The following is an 18,924-nucleotide window of genomic DNA, read 5'->3' as shown; positions in this document are numbered from 1 at the left end:
CCGGCTCTCGGTAGACCGGCTCTCGGTAGACCGGAGTCAGGCACCGGCTTCCTCTGCGGGCTTCGTATCGCCTGTCGCCGGCGCGTCCTTCAGGTAGGGCGCGAATGCCGGACTCCAGGACTGTTTGAAGCCATCATCCGTTTTGACAATGAAATAGGCGGCAATGTTCTCGCGATCTGCGATCGTCATTGCCTTCTCGGCACCCAGCACGTTGAGTGCCGTGGCCCAGGCGTCCGCACTCGCGCAATCCGGCGTGATCACGGTGACCGAGGCCAGACTGTGCTGGATCGGTCGCCCGGTACGTGGATCGATCGTGTGCGAGTAACGTACGCCGTCCTGCTCGAAATAGTTGCGGTAATCACCGGAGGTGGCAACCGCAGCGTTACCGGGATCAATGATCCGCTGCACCGAGCGCTCGAAGGACTTCGGTGCTTCGATGGCGATTCGCCACGGCTTGTGGCCGGGTTTCTCACCCTTGACGCGGATCTCGCCCCCGACTTCGACCAGATAGTTCTCGATGCCATTGGCCTCGAGCACATCGGCGACCCGGTCTACTCCATAGCCCTTGGCGATGCCCGACAGGTCGGCATACACCGGCTTGCGCTTGATCACCGTATTGCCATCGAGCTCCAGCGCCAGATGATCGACCTTCTCGAGCGCCTGCGCGATCTGTTCATCGCTCGGTGCCTTGTCCAGACGCTCATCCGGACCGAAGCCCCACAGATTGACGGCCGGGCCGACGGTGATATCGAAGGCCCCGTCGGAGCGCTTGCCGATATCCTGCGACTCGGCCAGCACCTGCGCCAGGCCATCCGATAGCGTGACCGGCGTATCCAGCGGCGCCTGATTCAGCTTCGAGAGCTCCGAGGCGTCCTTGTAGGTCGACATCTGCCAGTCGACCTTGTCGAGCGCCTCGAGGCTCGCCTGCTTGAGCGACGCCACCTCATCGGCATCCAGGTCCGCCGCCACCGTGACATGGAACCCGGTGCCGAAGATGGGGCCGGCGAAGCGATGCAACTCAGGGTTGCTGGAATTTTCACAGCCTGCAACCAGCAGGGCCAGCCCCATGAGGGCCGGCCCTGCCAGTCGTCTTGCGACGCGTGACATCATCGATCAACCACCGAAGTCATCGAGCAGGATGTTCTCCGGCTCCACACCCATGTCGGTGAGCATCTTGACGACGGCGGCGTTCATCATGGGCGGCCCGCACATGTAGTACTCGCAATCCTCAGGCGCCGGATGGTCCTTGAGGTAGTTTTCGTACAGGACGTTGTGGATGAAGCCTGTCGGGCCTTCCCAGTTGTCCTCAGGTTGCGGATCGGACAGCGCCAGGTGCCATTCGAAGTTCTCGTTCTCTTCGGCCAGCTTGTCGTATTCCTCGTTGTAGAACGACTCGCGCATGGAGCGCGCACCGTACCAGAACGACATCTTGCGCTTGGAATTCAGGCGCTTGAGCTGATCGAAGATATGGCTACGCATCGGCGCCATGCCGGCACCACCACCGATGAAGACCATCTCGGCGTCGGTGTCCTTGGCGAAGAACTCACCGAACGGCCCCATCACGGTCACCTTGTCACCCGGCTTCAGCGAGAAGACGTAGGTGGACATCAGACCCGGCGGATGCTGGGAATTCGGCGGCGGAGTGGCGATACGGATGTTGAACTTCAGGATGCCGTACTCTTCCGGATAGTTCGCCATGGAGTAAGCGCGGATGACCGGCTCTTCGTTCTTGTGCTGAACGTTGAACAGACCGAACTTCTCCCAGTCACCACGATACTCTTCTTCGATGTCGAAGTCGGAGAACTTGATGTCGTAGGCCGGCGCTTCCAGCTGCACGTAACCACCGGCGCGGAAGTTGACTTCCTCGCCTTCCGGCAGCTGCAAATTCAGCTCCTTGATGAAGGTCGCGACGTTCGGGTTGGCGGTGACGGTGGTCTCCCACTTCTTCACGCCGAAGATCTCTTCCGGCACTTCGATCTTCATGTCCTGCTTGACCGGGACCTGGCACGACAGGCGCCAGCCTTCCTTCTTCTCACCCATGGTGAAGTGGGATTCTTCAGTCGGCAGGATGGAGCCGCCGCCTTCCGAGATCCGGCACTTGCACTGGGCACAGGAACCACCGCCACCACAGGCGGAGGACAGGAAGATGCCATTGGCGGCCAGGGTCTGCAGCAACTTGCCGCCGGCCTGGGTCGTCAGGGTGTTGGCGGGGTCGTTGTTGATCTCGATCTGGACGTCACCACTCGAGACCAGCTTGCTGCGTGCCGCGAGAATCACGAGCACCAGGCCGATAACGACCACGGTGAACATGACGACGCCGAGCACGATGATGGAGGTATCTACCATTTCGATTTCCTTATGCTCGGTTGCGTTACAGCTGGACGCCGGAGAAGGACATGAAGCCCAGCGACATCAGGCCAACGGTGATGAAGGTGATGCCCAGGCCCTGCAGGCCAGCCGGTACGTCAGAGTACTTCAGCTTCTCGCGAATACCGGCCAGTGCAGCGATGGCCAGTGCCCAACCGAAGCCGGCACCCACGCCATAGATGACGGACTCACCGAAGGTGTAGTCACGCTGTACCATGAACAGGGCCGCACCGAGGATTGCGCAGTTGACCGTAATCAACGGCAGGAACACGCCCAGCGCGTTGTAGAGCGCCGGCACGAACTTGTCGAGGAACATCTCGAGGATCTGGACGATCGCCGCGATGACACCGATGTAGGACAGGTAGCCCAGGAAGGACAGGTCGATGCTCTCCGCCCCTTCCAGACCCGTCCAGGTCAGCGCGCCTTCACGCAGCAGGTAGTTCAGGATCAGGTTGTTGACCGGAACGGTCACCGCCAGCACGACGATGACGGCCACGCCCAGACCGATCGCGGACTGGATCTTCTTGGACACCGCCAGGAAGGTACACATGCCCAGGAAGAAGGCCAGTGCCATGTTCTCGACGAACACGGCCTTGATGAACAGGCTCAGATAGTGTTCGAACATGTTACACAGCCTCCTTGATCTTGGTGTTGGCGGTAATCTTGTACTCCGCCTTCTCGACCTGCTCCGGGTAGATGCTGCGCAGCACCCAGATGAACAGACCGATGACGAAGAACGCGGACGGCGGCAGCAGCATCAGGCCGTTCGGGATGTACCAGCCACCGTCGTTGACGGTCTGCAGGATGGTCACACCGAACAGGGAGCCGGAACCGAACAGCTCACGCACGAAGCCGACCACCAGCAGGATCACGGTGTAGCCGAGACCGTTGCCGATACCGTCGATGAAGCTCATCGTCGGGCCATTCTGCATGGCGTAGGCTTCAGCGCGACCCATCACGATGCAGTTGGTGATGATCAGGCCGACGAAGACCGACAGCTGCTTGGACGTCTCGAAGGCGAAGGCCTTCAGCGACTGGTCGACCACGATGACCAGCGAGGCGATGATCGTCATCTGCACGATAATACGGATGGACGACGGGATGTGATTGCGGATCAACGAGATGAACATGCTGGAGAACGCTGTCACCAGGCACACCGCGATACCCATGATCAGGGCGGTGTTCATCGAGTTGGTCACCGCCAGCGCGGAGCAGATACCGAGGATCTGCAGCGCGATGGGATTGTTCTTGAAGATCGGCGTCGTCAGGACACCTTTAGGAGTTTCGGCTGCCATCATTACGCTCCTTTGACGTCACGGAACTGGGTCAGGTACTTGGCGAAGCCATTCTCACCCATCCAGAACTGCAACAGGTTGGTCACGCCGTTGCTGGTCAGGGTAGCCCCTGACAGCGCATCGACCTGGTACTTGGCATCCGGAGAAGACGGATTCACGCCACCCTTCTTCAGGTGCACTTCCGGGTCCATGCTGCCTTCGGGATAGATCTTCTTGCCATCCCACTGGGCCTTCCACTTCGGATTGTCGACTTCGCCGCCAAGCCCCGGAGTTTCACCCTGCTGGTAGAAGGAGAGACCGACCACGGTGTTGCCGTCACCCTTCAGTGCCAGATAGCCGTACATCATTGACCACAGGCCGTTGCCGCGCACCGGGACGATGATCTCGTCCGGCTGCTCGACATCACCGACCAGATAGACCACGGAATACTGCTCACGACGCTTGATGCCCGGCAGGTCTTCCTCGCCAGACAGGGTGCGTGAGGTGGCCGGGTCCTTGGACATCTTGGCCTGGTCGTACTTCTCCGGGTCGATGTCGTCGACGTATTCACCGGAATCCAGGTCCACCACCTTGGCGGTGACCTTGTCACGGAACTGCTGACCGATGTCCTCACCCGGCTGCAGCAGCTCGGCGACCGCGAGGATGTTGCTCTTGCGGTCCAGCTCGGCATTGGTCATCTGCATCGGGCGCAGCACGACCGCTGCGGTGGAAACCACCACCGAGCAGACGATGCACAGCCCGAGCGCGACGCCGAGGGTTTTCTTGATGGAGTTGTTGCTGGCCATGTCAGACGGTCTCCTCGTTCGCGATGCCGGCAGTCTCGCGCTTGACGCGGCGCTTGATGTTGGCCTGCACGACGAAGTGGTCGATCAGCGGAGCGAACAGATTGGCGAACAGGATCGCCAGCATGATGCCCTCCGGGAAGGCCGGGTTGGCGACGCGGATCAGCACGGTCATCACACCGATCAACGCACCGAATATCAGCTTGCCCTTGTTGGTCATGGAGGCGGAAACCGGATCGGTAGCCATGAAGACCATACCGAAGGCGAAGCCGCCGATGACCAGATGCCAGTACCACGGCATCGCGAACATGGCATTGGTGTCGCTGCCGATGGCATTGAACAGCGCCGAGGTCGCGATCATGCCCAGCAGGACGCCCAGCATGATTCTCCACGAGGCGATGCGCGTCCACAGCAATACTGCAGCCCCCAGGAAGATGGCGAGTGTCGACACCTCACCCATCGAGCCCGGAATGAAGCCGAGGAAGGCGTCGGTCCAGCTCATCTGCTGCATCAGGGCGTTCATGCCGTCCTGTGCCGCGGTGGACAGTGCGGTGGCACCGGTATAACCGTCGGCCGGCACCCATACCGCGTCGCCGGAAATGCTGGCCGGATACGCGAAGTACAGGAAGGCACGACCGGACAGAGCCGGGTTGAGGAAGTTCTTGCCGGTACCGCCGAAGACTTCCTTGCCGATCACCACACCGAAGGTGATACCGAGCGCGACCTGCCACAGCGGAATGGTCGCCGGCAGTGTCAGGGCGAACAGCACGGAGGTGACGAAGAAACCTTCGTTGACCTCATGGCCGCGACGCATCGCGAACAGCACTTCCCAGAAGCCGCCGACCGCGAAGGTCACCAGATAGATGGGCAGGAAGTAGGTGGCGCCCAGGATGAAGTTGGCCCACACGCTGCCGGCATCGTGGCTACCCGCCAGCAGCATGACGATGGCTTCACGCCAGCCGCCCAGTGCGCTGTAACCGCCAGCGATGGCCTCGTTGGCCTGCAGACCGGCGTTGTACATGCCAAAGAACATGGCCGGGAAGGTACACATCCAGACCGTGATCATGATGCGCTTCAAATCGATGCCATCACGCACGTGGGTGGTACTGCGCGTGACGCTCGCCGGCGCATAGAAAATGGTGTCCACGGCTTCGTAGAGCGCGTAGAACTTCTCGTACTTGCCACCTTTGTGGAAGTGCGGCTCCAGGTTATCCAGAGTCTGTCGAATGCCCATCATCAGACCTCTTTCTCGATCGTGGTGAGGTTGTCACGCAGGATGGGACCGTATTCGTACTTGCCCGGGCACACGTAGGTGCACAGCGCGAGGTCCTCTTCATCAAGCTCCAGGCAGCCAAGCTGCATGCCGGTCTCGATATCACCCACGATCAGCGAACGCAGCAGCTGCGTCGGCAGAATGTCCAGCGGCATGACCTTCTCGTACGCGCCCACCGGCACCATGGCACGCTCGGAGCCATTGGTGGAGGTATTCGGACGGTAGTCGGTCAGACCGGTCAGCTTCGACAGGTAGATACCCAGCACCGAGTGACGCTTGGCGCCCATCGACAGCCAGCCCATGAAGGCACGCTTGTTGCCTTCCTCGAGCAGGCTCACCTGATTGTGGTAGCGGCTGACGAAACGCAGCGCCCCTTCGCAGGTCAGGCCGGAGAACACCGAACCGGAGATGACACGCGTGTCTTCCGGCTGCTCGACTTCGCCCTTGAGCAGCTCTTCGGTGCTGGCGCCCAGACGGGTGCGCAGCAGACGCGGCTTGGTGGCACGCGGGCCACCGACGGCGATGACGCGTGTGGTGTCCAGGCGACCTTCCGCCAGCAGCGTACCGATGGCAACCACATCCTGATAACCGACATGCCAGACCTGACGTTGCAGGCTGACCGGTGCGAGGTGGTGGATGTGCGTGCCCGGCAGGCCTGCCGGGTGCGGGCCCTTGAAGGACTCGCTGACCACACCGGAAACGTCGCCACCCGGAATATCAGCACCCGGTGCCTGGCACAGGAACACCTTGCCTTCGGTCAGACGCGTCAGTGCGACGAGACCCTGACGGAAAGCGGCTTCCTGGCCCTTGAGCACCACGGCCGGATCCGCGGACAGCGGATGGGTATCGATGGCGGTGACGAAGATGGCTGCCGGCTTGGCATCCAGCGCCGGCACGCGCGAGAACGGGCGGGTACGCAGCGCCGTCCACAGACCGGACTCGACCAGCTGGTCGACCACGACCTGACGTTCGAGACCTGCAATGGCGGCATCGCCATGTGCAGTGAATTCCACAGCTTCGCCCTGCGCGTCGGTCTCGATGACCACGGACAGAAGCTTGCGCTTCTCGCCACGATTGATCTCGACCACAGTGCCGGCAGCCGGCGCGGTGTAACGGACGCCCGGGGTCTTCTTGTCGGTGAACAGGAGTTGCCCCTGCTTCACCTTGTCCCCTTCGCGGACTTCCATCGTCGGCTTCATGCCGACGTAGTCAACACCCAGGATCGCTACGCGACGAACGGGCTGCGCATCCTCGATACGCTGCTCCGGCGCCCCGGCGATGGGGAGATCCAGGCCACGTTTGACTTCGATCATAGACTCGCCCAATTGTCGGATCTGATGTTGTTCAGCAAAGATCACCCATCGTAGATACGCCTCGAGGCCGATAATTGACCAGGCAACCTCGCGATTTTCGCGTATCAGGCAATGTGAATGCTTTTCTTATCAGACGGTTGGAGGTGTAGCCCAGAGATTGGACCGGCCCAAAAAAATCCGGCTCATTATAAAGATGCGAGGCCGGAAAGACCATACGACACTAAAGTGGTGCACACGCCGAAAACGCCAACGCCCCCGCCATCATTGAGGGCGGGGGCGTTGTAACAGCAGGGATTTATTTCAATTTTCCGTCAGTCACGCCACAGACGCGGCGCATTGACTCAGCGCGTCGGAAAGTAGCTGAAACGCACGTTGGACATGTGCTGCAGAATACGCACCACCTGACAGCTGTATCCGAACTCGTTGTCGTACCACACGTACACGACGGCCTGCTTGTCGGTGACGATGGTCGCCTGGCCGTCGACGATGCCGGAATGGCGGTTGCCGACGAAGTCCGAGGACACCACTTCACAGGAATCGACGTAGTCGATCTGCTTCTGCAGCGAGGAATGCAGCGAGGCGGTGCGCAGGAAGTCATTCATGCGCTCGGCGTCGCTTGCGGTGTTCAGCGTCAGGTTGAGGATCGCCATCGAGACATTGGGCGTCGGCACGCGGATCGCATTGCCGGTCAGCTTGCCGGAAAGCTCCGGCAGTGCCTTGGCGACGGCCTTGGCGGCACCGGTCTCGGTCAACACCATGTTGAGGGCCGCGGCACGGCCACGACGATCACCACTGTGGAAGTTGTCGATCAGGTTCTGGTCGTTGGTGTAGGAGTGCACCGTCTCGACGTGGCCCTGGCTGACGCCGTACTCGTCGTGCAGCACCTTCAGCACCGGCACGATGGCGTTGGTGGTACAGGAAGCCGCGGAGATGATGCGGTCATCATCGCTGATGTCGGTATGGTTGACGCCGTAGACGATGTTTTTCAGATCGCCCTTGCCCGGTGCCGTCAGCAGCACCTTGGCCACGCCCTTGCACTCCAGGTGCTGACCCAGGCCAGCTTCATCGCGCCACTTGCCGGTGTTGTCGACCACGATGGCGTTGTCGATGCCGTGCGCGGTGTAATCGATCTCGGTGGGCGAATTGGCGTAGATGATCTTGATGTAGTTGCCGTTGACGATCAGCGCCGAGTTTTCCTCATCGACGGTGATGCTGCCCTCGAAGGGCCCGTGCACCGAGTCGCGACGCAGCAGGCTGGCCCGCTTCTCCAGATCATCCTTGCTGCCACGCACCACGATGGCGCGCAGACGCAGCAGGTTACCGCCGCCGGCCTTCTCGATCATGATGCGCGCCAACAGACGACCGATGCGCCCGAAGCCATACAGAACGACGTCCTTCGGATCGCCGCCCATGCCGCCCTCGACATAGCCACCGACGATGTCGGCCAGCTCACGCTTGAGGAAGGCGGTGATGTCCGTCTCGTCAGAGCGCTTGAAGGCGACGGCCAGCTTGCCGATATCGACGTGGGCCGGGCCCAGGTTGAGCTCGATCATCGCGCGCACCAGCGGGAAGGTGTCTTCCACTGACAGCTCGACGCCTTCGGCCTTGCGCACCCAACGGTGGTTCTTGAGGATGCGCACCATCGAACGATTGATCAGCGAACGCCCGTAGATGGAGGGCACGACGTTGAAGCGGCGGTAGAGATCTCCCAACAGCGGGATCATCTGCTCCGCGAGGGCTTCATTGTCCTGCCACTGCTTGAAACAGGCTTCGAGATTCTCTTGGCTCACGGGTGCATCCTCTCACGTGCGGGCAAATGATGATGGTCGTCACCGATCGTCTGGCGACGCCGGACAAGGCCAGCTGAGTATGCGTAACGCGGCTATGCACCACAATGAAAGGATGGTCGCACGCAGGGTAGTAGTGCTACAGAATCAACGATTTGACTACAAAAGCCCTCCCCCATCCCGCGCTCGGCCATCGGTGTCCACGGTGCTGAAAAGAGGATCACTTGCCCCCATGTAGCGACTGACTTGCTATGATCAAGCACAACTCCTTTCATGGCGAGGAATGACGCTTCAGCACCTTGCGCTGCGACAGCTTGCGGTGAAGCTCGCCTGCAAGCCGAGGCATCGCGCCTGCCTTGTCGCCCTCTTGAGCGTGTCGTGCACTCATGTGCGCGCCGTGTGCTCACCGGTGTGCCAAGCACTCGAGAGACTACCTTGCACCCATGCGTCGCTCAGCGTCATCTGCCTGCGTGGGCCGCTCACCGAGAGCGACTGACCCAGCACCTTATTCACTCGGGTCCTGCCCGTGACGTCATCCCGTGCCGTGAACGCCACAAGGCGTTGCGCCCAAGCCCAGGACACAAGACACCAGAGCCCATGTTCGAGACCCCGCTGACGCCCCCGTTGCCGCGCTCACGCCGCGAAACCACCTTCTGGATGCTCAATGACCCAAGCGCAGCGGCGCTGGCGCTGGCGCGCCTGGCCGATGCCGATGAAGCGCCGCTGATGGTCATCACACCGGACACTGCCAGCGCCCAGCGCCTGGAAGCCGACCTGCGCTTCTATACGCGCCACCCCGAGCGCCTGCTGCCCTTCCCCGATTGGGAAACGCTGCCCTACGACAGCTTCTCGCCGCACCAGGACATCGTCTCGGAGCGGCTGCGTACCCTGCGCACCCTGCAGACCAGCCGCCGCGCCATCGTGCCGGTACCGGTCAACACATTGATGCAGCGCCTCGCACCGGTGGATTACATCGCAGGCCAGGTCTTCCGTCTTGCCAAGGGGGACACCCTCGATCGTGAAGACTTCCGCTCACGCCTGTCGCGGGCCGGTTATCGTGCCGTGGAGACAGTCTACGAGCCAGGCGAATACGCCCTGCGCGGCGCGCTGATCGACCTGTATCCCATGGGCAGCGAGCAACCACTGCGCATCGACCTGTTCGATGACGAGATCGACACCCTGCGTGCCTTCGATCCTGACACCCAGCGCAGTGGCGACAAGGTCGAGGCGATCGAGATTCTGCCCGCGCATGAATACCCGCTGACGCGTGGCGCCATCGCCTGCTTCCGCGAGGGCTTCGAGACGCTGTTCGATGTCGACCCGCGCCAGTGCATTCTCTACAACGACGCCATCAAGGGCATCCCTTCGCCGGGGCTCGAGCAGTATCTGCCACTGTTCTTCGACGAGACCGCGACGCTGTTCGATCACATGGGCGATGAACTGCGCATCGCCATGCTGCCCGGCGTCCGCGAGGCGGCCGAGAGCCACTGGGATGCCATCACCACCCGCTATGCCAATCTGGGCGTCGATCCGACACGCCCGCTGCTGCCACCGCACCGCGCCTTCGTGCCGGTCAATGAGCTGCTGGGCCAGTTCAAGCAGCACGAACGCATCGAGCTGCTACGCGAGCCCAATGCCCACGCCATCGAATTCGGCCACCAGACACTGCCGAGCCTGGCCATCGATGCGCGCAGCGCCGACCCGACTCAGGCCCTGGCCAGCTTCCTGAAGCAACGCCTGAACGGCGAACATGCCCAGCGCGTACTGTTCGTCGCCGAGACCCAGGGTCGCCGCGAAGTCGTCGAGGAGCAGCTCACCTCGCTGCTGCGTGGCTTCGGGCTGCGTAGCCTGGATGACTTCGCAAGTTTCGAGCACTTCGTGGACAGTCCAGCCGCCGTCGGCCTGACCGTCGGTGGCCTGACGCATGGCACCTGGGTGGCCAGCGCGCAGGCAGAAGATGCGCTGTCCAGCAATGACACCGACAGCCACAAGGGGCTGGTGGTCATCACCGAGACCGAGCTCTACGGCGAGGTGGTACGGCAGAGCCGCCGCCAGGCGCGCGCCACCGATGACAACGAGCTGGCCGTGCGCCATCTCTCGGAGCTGCGTGAAGGCGCGCCGGTAGTGCACCACACCCATGGCGTCGGCCGCTACCTGGGGCTGGAGACCATCAACGCCGGCGGTCAGGAGACCGAGTTCCTCGCCCTCGAATACGCCGATGGCGCCAAGCTCTACGTGCCGGTGGACAGCCTGCATCTGATCTCGCGCTATTCCGGGGCCAGTGACGAGCTGGCGCCGCTGCACAAGCTGGGCTCCGAGCAGTGGGAGAAGGCCAAGCGCAAGGCGGCCGAGAAGATTCGCGATACCGCTGCCGAGCTGCTGGATGTCTATGCACGCCGCGAAGCGCGTGTCGGGCATGCCTGTGACTTCCCCGCCGAGGACTACGCACGCTTCGCAGCCAGCTTCCCCTTTGAGGAAACCCCTGACCAGGCCCAGACCATCGGCGCGGTGATCCAGGACATGTGCGCCCCCCAGCCGATGGACCGCGTGGTATGTGGCGATGTCGGCTTCGGCAAGACGGAAGTCGCGATGCGCGCTGCCTTCCTGGCCGTCAACGCCGGCCGTCAGGTAGTGGTGCTGGTGCCCACCACCCTGCTCGCCCAGCAGCACTACGACAACTTCCGCGATCGCTTCGCCGACACCGCGGTGGAGATTGCCCTGCTGTCGCGTTTCACCAGCGGCAAGGGCCAGGAAGCCTCGCTCGAGCGCATCAGGAACGGCCAGGCCGATATCGTGATCGGCACTCACAAGCTGCTCTCCAGGTCGCTGGAGCTGCCCAACATGGGACTGCTGATCATCGATGAGGAGCATCGCTTCGGCGTCTCCCAGAAGGAGCGCCTCAAGAGCCTGCGCGCCGAGGTCGACATCCTGACCCTGACCGCCACGCCGATACCACGCACGCTGAACATGGCGATGAGCGGCATCCGCGACCTGTCCATCATCGCCACGCCGCCGGCGCGCCGCCTGTCGGTGAAGACCTTCGTCCAGCAACGCAACGACGGCGTGGTCAAGGAAGCCATCCTGCGCGAACTGCTGCGCGGCGGACAGGTCTACGTGCTGCACAATGAGGTCAAGACCATCGAGGAGAGCGCCGCGCGCATCGCGGAGCTGGTGCCGGAGGCCAATGTCGGCGTCGCCCACGGCCAGCTGCCGGAGCGCAGCCTGGAGCGGCGCATGTCGGACTTCTACCACAAGCGCTTCAACGTGCTGGTGTGCTCGACCATCATCGAGACCGGCATCGACATCCCGAGCGCCAACACCATCATCATCGAGCGCGCCGACAAGTTCGGTCTGGCCCAGCTGCACCAGCTGCGTGGGCGCGTCGGGCGCTCGCATCACCAGGCCTATGCCTACCTGCTGACCCCGCACCCCAAGGCGATGACCCGCGATGCGGTCAAGCGCCTGGAGGCGATCAGCGAATCCCAGGACCTCGGCGCCGGCTTCACGCTGGCCTCCCATGACATGGAAATCCGCGGCGCGGGCGAGCTGTTGGGTGACGAGCAGTCCGGCCAGATGGAAACCATCGGCTACTCGCTGTACATGGAAATGCTGGATCGCGCCGTGAAGGCCATCAAGGCGGGCAAGACGCCCAATATCGAGTCGCCGCTGGATGAAGGCGTCGAAGTCAGCCTGAACCTGCCGGCACTGATTCCGGCCGATTATCTGCACGACGTCCAGCAGCGCCTGATGATGTACAAGCGCATCAGCAACGCCGAGAACGCAAGCGACCTGCGCGAACTGCAGGTCGAGATGATCGACCGCTTCGGCCTGCTGCCGGAACCGGTCAAGACGCTGTTCCGCCAGACCCAGCTGCGCCAGCGCGCCCAGGCGCTGGGCATCATCAAGCTGGAGGCCGGCGCTGGGCGTGGTCGCATCATCTTCGGCGCCCAGACGCCGGTCGATCCACTGACGCTGGTCAACCTGATCCAGCGCCAGTCGGATGTCTACAAGCTGGAAGGCGCCGATACCCTGCGCTTCGCCACCGACATGGATGACGCCGAGAAGCGCTTCAGCTTCTGCGAGAGCTTGCTGGACCTGCTCAACGCCAAGACAAAGGCCGCCTGACGCGCCCTGGGCTGCCAGGCGCCTGGGCTCGAACTTGGGCATAAACTTGAGCGGAACATGAAGACGGCCTGCATCATCAATGCAGGCCGTCTTTGATATGCCGTGACAGGATCGCGCTCAACCCGAGCAACTGGTGCCTGAGACATGGCGCCCCAACAGCGCCGCCAGCAAGCGCTGCACCCTGGGCATTCCGGCCTCGATCACGGATTCCGTGCCTGCGCGGGTCGGCTCCTCTTCGCCGACGCCCGCAGCATGGCTGATCACCAGACACAGGCTGGCGTATTCCATCTCGAGCTCGCGCGCCAGCACGGCCTCGGGCATTCCCGTCATGCCGACCAGCGTATTGCCATCACGCGCCATCAGGCGGATCTCGGCGGCCGTCTCCAGCCGCGGCCCCTGCACCACGCCCAGCACCCCACCGGCCGTGAGGGGCAGCCCCGCCTCGGCGGCGGCCGTATGCAACTCCTCACGCCAGACCCGATGATACGGCCAGGCGAACGACACATGCTGGAACGGCTTGAAACGCCCATCGAAGAACGAACCCTCGCGGCCGGTGGTGTAATCGATCAGCTGGTCCGGCACCACCAGCGTGCCCGGGGCCAGCGTCGGGTCGATGCCGGACACGCAGTTGACTCCCACCACATGGCTCGCGCCCGCCTGCTTGAGCGCCCACAGATTGGCGCGATAGTTGATGCGATGGGGCGGCACCTTGTGCGGTTGACCATGACGGGCCAGAAACAGCAGCGACTGCCCATTCAGTCGCCCCTCCACGACGCCACAGGAGGCCGCCCCCAGGGGCGTTTCCTGCCCGCCGCGCCTGAGCACTTCCATGCCTGACCAACTGCCGAACCCCGTGCCACCGATCACCGCCAGCATCGCCCGCCTCCTTGCCATCCATGTGCAGGAACCTCCCGGGACCGGACACCCCGGCCCTCAGCGAACGCTACTCCGAGCCGACCGACGACGACAAGAAAAATCGTCACGCTCTGCGTCAGGAGAACAGAAGAGGCCCCGAAAACGACACCACCCGCCGCGGTTGCCCGGGCGGGTGGTGAATGGCGACCATATCGAGCGATGGCGGCTGCCATCCGCAGATCTTAAAGCCCCTTGGGCGCGAAGATGCCCGGCGCGTTACGCCAGTAGCCCTTGTAGTCCATGCCGAAGCCGAACAGGAAGCGGTCTTCGACATCGAGACCACAGAAATCGGCCTTGAAGCCCGGATAGGCCTTGCGATCGTGCTTCTTGTCGACCAGCACACAGCTGGACACGCTGCGCGCACCGGCTTCACGACAGTACTCGAGGATCGCGGCCAGGGTGCCACCCTCATCGAGAATGTCATCGACGATCACCACGTCGCGACCGGCCATCGGCAGCTCCGGATTGACGCGCCAAAACAGCTCGCCGCCACGCATCGCGCCACGGTAGCGAGTGGCGTGCAGATAATCGACTTCCAGCGGGAAGTCGAGGCGGGTCAACAGCTGGCCGGCGGTGATCAGGCCGCCGTTCATCACGCAATAGAAGATCGGCATGCGATCGCCGAGGCGTTCCGTCAGCTCAACGGCCATGCGGTCGAGTGCCACTTCAAGGTCAGCTTGCGGGATCAGGCAATCGGCATTGTCCATCACCTCACGCATTTCGTCATGCAGGGCGGTGAGAGTCTCAGGCGTCGGAGTCAGCATCGGGAGTTTCCTGGGTGTCACTGGCCTCATCTCCACGCCGGACGGGCGCAGAGGAGGATGTAGCAGCGGCGGTTGAATCAGAACGGCGGCGGGACCCGCGCGTCTGCGTGTCTGATGACGCCGCGGCATGCTCTGCCTCGGCGTCGTGTTCATGGTTGTGCCCTTCGAAGGACAGCACATCGGCAAAATGCAGACGCTGACCAGGCAGTGCCACCTGGGCATCATGCTCACGAATGATGTCGTGCACCTTGAGCAGGACATCCTGCTTGATCGCGTGGTACTTCACCCAGTCGGTGGTGCGCGTGAAGACATAGACGAAGAAGTTCAGCGAGTGCTCACCGTAGGTGGTGAAGTTCACGATCTGGGTGCGCGTCTGGTCGATCTCGTCATGGCCTTCCAGCATCTCGCGTACCGCGGCAACGATGGGGCCGACCTGGGCGGCATCCTCATAGCGCAGCCCCACGGTCTCGAAGATGCGACGATTGTACATGCGTGACGGATTCTCCACCGAGATGCTGGTGAAGATGGCGTTCGGCACGTAGAGGGGCCGCATGTCGAAGGTGCGGATGCGCGTCAGGCGCCAACCGATATCCTCGACGGTGCCCTCGATCTCGCGGTCCGGTGATCGGATCCAGTCGCCGACCTTGAAGGGCCGATCGAGATGGATCATCAGGGCGCCGAAGAAGTTGGCCAGCAGATCCCGCGCCGCAAAGCCGACCGCGATACCGCCGACACCGCCGAAGGCCAGCACCCCGGACAGCGAGACGCCGAGATTCTGCAGGATGGCCAGCCCCACCAGCACGACCACGACCGCACGCAGCAACTTGCTGATCGCCGAGGCCGTGGTGGCATCCATCGCACTGACATTGGTGCCGGGCGGCGGCATGGTGCGCAGCGCCTCGAAGCGCTTGACCATGCGAATCAACGCCCAGGCCAGCGCCAGCAGGGTCACGATCTGGCGCGCCGTGCCGAGGTATTTCTCGGCCCCGCCAAGGCTGAACTGGCCGGCGATGATGCCGAGCGCCAGCAACACCCCCATGCTGTAGAGCCAGAATGACACGGGATGACGCAGACCATGCACCAGGGCGTCATCCCACAGGTTGCGGCTCTTCTCGGCATGCGTCGCCAGGCGGGTGAGCACCACTCGCTCGATGAGATGCAGCAACAGCACCGCCACCAGCAGCAGAGCGAGATTGATGCCCCACAGCGGCAGGCCAAAGGTCTGCTCGACCCATTGGCGCAGCGGCTCGACCCATTGATTGATCATCTCTTCGGCAGGCGCTGCCAGCTTGTCGGCAGCAGCCTCGGTGGCGGATTGCTCAGCCATGGGAATTCCTTGCCAGTCTTCGACTCGAAAAAGGCACCGCGTGCCTGATTATTGCGCGCTACCGGACTCAGAGGCCGACCGTGCATCAGACGCGTCAGACGCCTCGGCGGTACCAGGCGTGCCCGAAGGCATGGCGACCTGCTGTGATGCCTGACTGGCCGCCATCGATTCGAGCCTCGCGTGAGTGCGCCGCCAGCGTGCCAACCCCACCAGACCATCAAGCGTCGGGCGAGCCCGCGCATAGCGCAGACGCGCCTGGCGCTTGCCACGGTGGCGCTGCTCATCGTCATCGAGGCTGTCGAGCACTTCGCGCGCGGCGGCAGGGTCATTGCAGACCAGCGCCATGTCGCAGCCGGCGTCCAGCGCCAGGCGCGCACGCTCTGCCGGGCTGCCTTCCGCGACGGCCGCCGCCATGCCGAGATCATCGGAGAAGATGGCGCCCTTGAAGCCGAACTCTTCGCGCAGCAGGCCCAACCAGCTGGGCGAAAAGCCCGCGGGACGTGCATCAAAATCCGGATAGATCACATGCGCCGGCATCACGCCGCCCAGGCGCTCGGCGAGGGCCGCGAAGGGCTTGAGATCATGCTCGCGCAGCTCGCGGAACGGACGCGGATCGACCACGCGCTCCAGATGGGTATCGGCCGAGATGCCACCATGCCCCGGGTAGTGCTTGCCGACGGCGGACATGCCCGCCTCCTGCAGCCCGTCGATGAAGGCGCCGCCCACCGCGATGACGTCTTCCGGCGTGGCGCCGAAGCTGCGATCGCCAATGATGGTCGAGCCCGCCACATCGATATCCAGTACCGGCGCAAAGGTGATATCACAGCCGATGGCTGCCATTTCCATGCCCAGCAGCCAGCCGGCATCGCGTGCCAGCCCCAGGCCTGCGGCCTGGGCGTCTTCGCCGCAGCCATCACAGTCACGCCCGAGACAGCACTGTGCCAGGCTGCGCATCGACGGCAGGCGTGTCACGCCCTCACGCAGACGCTGGACGCGCCCGCCTTCCTGATCGATGGCGATCAGCAGGTGGGGATTGACGCTGCGAATCTCGCGGCTCAGCTCCAGCACCTGCTCGGGAGAAGCACAGTTGCGCGCAAACAGGATGACGCCCCCGACGGCAGGACGTGCCAGCAGTTCACGTTCGTCGCGGGCGAGAGTCAGCCCCGCAACATCGACCATTACGGAGCCCAGTGGCTGTGTCATGTCATCCTTCCTGTCCATGGCCTGCGGCAGTGATATCCCATGCAGAGAGAGATCACGGCCGCCAGGACTTCATGTCTTTTACGGGGCTCGGCAGCCTGGAAGAAACGCGATGAATCAGGCTGCCAGCGCGAGGAAAGGCGCAATTCTAGCCGACTGAACCCCTATCGAACAGTCGCGGCCAGCTGCGCCCCGGCAAGGGGCTGTCACGCAAGTTCCGGTGACAGCTCATGGAGGGTATCAGACTCGGGCCCCAGCGCCTTCAGGGATGCAGCAGCACCGGAGTGCCAGGCACAGCCTCGGCAAAGAGTCGCAGCAGGTCATCATCGCGCAAGCGAATGCAGCCATGGGACGCCGCTACCCCCATGGGCTCCGTGCTGGGCGTGCCATGAAAATAGATATAACGGCGCAGGCTATCGACCCGCTCACCGCGAGCATTGCGACCGCGGTTGATGCCCGGCTCGCGGCCACTGAGCCATAGAATGCGCGTCAGGATCCAGTCACGCTCTGGATGCTCCAAGGCAAGCTCGGGGGTAAATACCTCGCCCGTGAAGCGCCGTCCACGATAGACGGCGCCACGCGGGTTGCCTGCCCCGATGGCGGCACGAATCACATGCCAGCCGCTTGGCGTGCAACCGCTGCCATCGAGCTCGCCGATACCGTTGAGGCCGCTGGAGATCGCGCAGGCGTATACCAGCGCGTCAGGGGCAGCCACGGAGGGCGGCGCATCACGACTGCCACTCGGCGCGTCATTGCGTATCTCAAGGCTCTGGCGCGCGAGATCCACTGCTACCCAGCAGGCCATCAGCTGGCCGCCTGGGTGACCGCCTCACCATCCCCGAGTGAGGCCGGCAACGGCGCTGCCATCGCCGCTACCACCACCGGACGCATGTGCTGGATCAGCTCACGCACCGTGGTGTGATGGCCGTACTCGGCCTCCTCGATATCCCGCAGTGCATCCAGGCCCGAGAAGGTGAAGATCACGCTGCCGAGCATGAAGTGCAGGCGCCAGAAGCGCTCGTTGTCCGGCAGATCAGGCGTCGCCAGCTTCAAAAGCTCGGCGAAGCGACTGAAGACCGTGCCGTAGTGCTCGCGAATATAGCGCCGCATGTGGCCCTGACCCTGGGTGTAGGCAAGCCCGAGCAGGCGCATGAAGGTACGCAGGCTGTTGCGCTCGGCCGGCACCTCCAGCACGGTACGCGCCATCACCTCCAGCAGGACCTCCAGCGGCACCTGACGCCCGGCGTATTGCTTCTCGACACTGTCGAGTGCCGCGTGGAAACGCTCACTGAACGGATCGAGATAGCGCGCGAAGACCGCCTGGATCAGCGATTTCTTGGAGCCGAAGTGGTAGTTCACCGCCGCCAGATTGACCTTGGCCTTGCTGGTGATGTTGCGCAGTGAGGTCTCGGCGAAACCACGCTCGGCGAACAGCACCTCGGCAGTATCGAGGATGCGGGTAACGGTATCGGTCTGGGCCATGGGCGGAACCCTTGTCAGGTAGAAGAGGACTGGAGTCGTAGGTCACGACGCAAGCGCCGCGCGGCGACTCTCTCATGAGGTGGTGCAGGTTCACCGGAAGGCCACGTACGATATCGGCTCGTTTGATCACGACACACGTGAGTACGACACAAGTGAGTACGACACATCCGAACACTGCCATCGGCGAACATCCGTTTGAAACACTTTGATTCTAGCGCGCCATGCCATGACTGACAATTCTCTCGCGTTTCAAACGCCAGAGGTTTAGCTGAGCCTGATATTCCTTCAATGCAG

Annotated in this window: 15 protein-coding genes; 1 reads left to right on the top strand and 14 read right to left on the bottom strand. The window is 62.9% G+C overall.

The features are described 5' to 3' along the window. Positions 1 to 36 precede the first annotated feature (36 nt). The 8 genes from AC5WNJ_RS04185 to AC5WNJ_RS04150 form a co-directional block, all read right to left on the bottom strand. Positions 37 to 1,110 (bottom strand): FAD:protein FMN transferase, encoded by a 1,074-nt coding sequence (locus tag AC5WNJ_RS04185; RefSeq protein WP_495930457.1) that lies wholly within the window; start codon positions 1,108 to 1,110, stop codon positions 37 to 39. Between the two features lie 3 nt (positions 1,111 to 1,113). Beyond that, the gene (gene nqrF / locus AC5WNJ_RS04180; RefSeq protein ID WP_043331915.1) at positions 1,114 to 2,346 is read right to left on the bottom strand and encodes an NADH:ubiquinone reductase (Na(+)-transporting) subunit F; all 1,233 of its coding nucleotides are present in this window, start codon (positions 2,344 to 2,346) and stop codon (positions 1,114 to 1,116) included. A gap of 25 nt (positions 2,347 to 2,371) precedes the next feature. Beyond that, positions 2,372 to 2,992, bottom strand: a complete 621-nt coding sequence (gene nqrE / locus AC5WNJ_RS04175) for an NADH:ubiquinone reductase (Na(+)-transporting) subunit E (RefSeq protein ID WP_043331916.1) — start codon at positions 2,990 to 2,992, stop codon at positions 2,372 to 2,374. Between the two features lies 1 nt (position 2,993). After that, a complete protein-coding gene (locus AC5WNJ_RS04170) occupies positions 2,994 to 3,662 on the bottom strand; it encodes an NADH:ubiquinone reductase (Na(+)-transporting) subunit D (RefSeq protein WP_043331917.1) in 669 nt (222 codons plus the stop codon). Positions 3,663 to 3,664: 2 nt separating this feature from the next. After that, positions 3,665 to 4,447 carry a Na(+)-translocating NADH-quinone reductase subunit C gene (locus AC5WNJ_RS04165; protein ID WP_176676408.1) on the bottom strand — a complete coding sequence of 261 codons (783 nt, stop codon included), beginning with the start codon at positions 4,445 to 4,447 and terminating at the stop codon, positions 3,665 to 3,667. A 1-nt stretch (position 4,448) separates the two neighbouring features. Then, positions 4,449 to 5,681: an NADH:ubiquinone reductase (Na(+)-transporting) subunit B gene (locus tag AC5WNJ_RS04160; RefSeq protein WP_176676407.1), complete on the bottom strand. Its 1,233-nt coding sequence runs from the start codon at positions 5,679 to 5,681 to the stop codon at positions 4,449 to 4,451. Then, on the bottom strand, positions 5,681 to 7,030 hold the full coding sequence (locus tag AC5WNJ_RS04155) for a Na(+)-translocating NADH-quinone reductase subunit A (protein ID WP_495930456.1): 1,350 nt from the start codon (positions 7,028 to 7,030) through the stop codon (positions 5,681 to 5,683). Before AC5WNJ_RS04155 ends, AC5WNJ_RS04160 begins: the two co-directional genes overlap by 1 nt. A 341-nt stretch (positions 7,031 to 7,371) precedes the next feature. Beyond that, the gene (locus AC5WNJ_RS04150) at positions 7,372 to 8,820 is read right to left on the bottom strand and encodes a glyceraldehyde-3-phosphate dehydrogenase (protein ID WP_043331922.1); all 1,449 of its coding nucleotides are present in this window, start codon (positions 8,818 to 8,820) and stop codon (positions 7,372 to 7,374) included. Positions 8,821 to 9,414: 594 nt separating this feature from the next. Between AC5WNJ_RS04150 and mfd the strand changes: the two genes are divergently transcribed. After that, a complete protein-coding gene (gene mfd / locus AC5WNJ_RS04145; RefSeq protein WP_495930455.1) occupies positions 9,415 to 12,942 on the top strand; it encodes a transcription-repair coupling factor in 3,528 nt (1,175 codons plus the stop codon). Between the two features lie 117 nt (positions 12,943 to 13,059). On the opposite strand, the gene AC5WNJ_RS04140 is transcribed toward mfd, so the two are convergent. The 6 genes from AC5WNJ_RS04140 to AC5WNJ_RS04115 form a co-directional block, all read right to left on the bottom strand. Beyond that, positions 13,060 to 13,818, bottom strand: coding sequence for an S-methyl-5'-thioinosine phosphorylase (locus AC5WNJ_RS04140; RefSeq protein WP_495930454.1), 759 nt, complete (start codon positions 13,816 to 13,818; stop codon positions 13,060 to 13,062). Between the two features lie 221 nt (positions 13,819 to 14,039). Beyond that, a complete protein-coding gene (locus AC5WNJ_RS04135) occupies positions 14,040 to 14,621 on the bottom strand; it encodes a hypoxanthine-guanine phosphoribosyltransferase (protein ID WP_253062498.1) in 582 nt (193 codons plus the stop codon). Continuing rightward, positions 14,602 to 15,948 (bottom strand): mechanosensitive ion channel family protein, encoded by a 1,347-nt coding sequence (locus tag AC5WNJ_RS04130; protein WP_253062496.1) that lies wholly within the window; start codon positions 15,946 to 15,948, stop codon positions 14,602 to 14,604. Before AC5WNJ_RS04130 ends, AC5WNJ_RS04135 begins: the two co-directional genes overlap by 20 nt. 48 nt (positions 15,949 to 15,996) lie before the next feature. After that, on the bottom strand, positions 15,997 to 17,151 hold the full coding sequence (gene nagZ, locus AC5WNJ_RS04125) for a beta-N-acetylhexosaminidase (protein ID WP_495930453.1): 1,155 nt from the start codon (positions 17,149 to 17,151) through the stop codon (positions 15,997 to 15,999). 259 nt (positions 17,152 to 17,410) lie between these two features. Further along, entirely contained in the window at positions 17,411 to 17,953 is a 543-nt protein-coding gene (locus AC5WNJ_RS04120; protein WP_495930452.1) for a L,D-transpeptidase family protein, read from the bottom strand. Next, positions 17,953 to 18,630: a TetR/AcrR family transcriptional regulator gene (locus AC5WNJ_RS04115; protein ID WP_495930451.1), complete on the bottom strand. Its 678-nt coding sequence runs from the start codon at positions 18,628 to 18,630 to the stop codon at positions 17,953 to 17,955. The genes AC5WNJ_RS04120 and AC5WNJ_RS04115 overlap by 1 nt, the downstream gene beginning before the upstream one ends. Between the last annotated feature and the right edge of the window lie 294 nt (positions 18,631 to 18,924).

Source organism: Cobetia sp. PDI-23MA (genome assembly GCF_059507735.1).
Note: the sequence above shows the minus strand (reverse complement) of the source record. Positions and strands in the feature narration are given on the sequence as shown.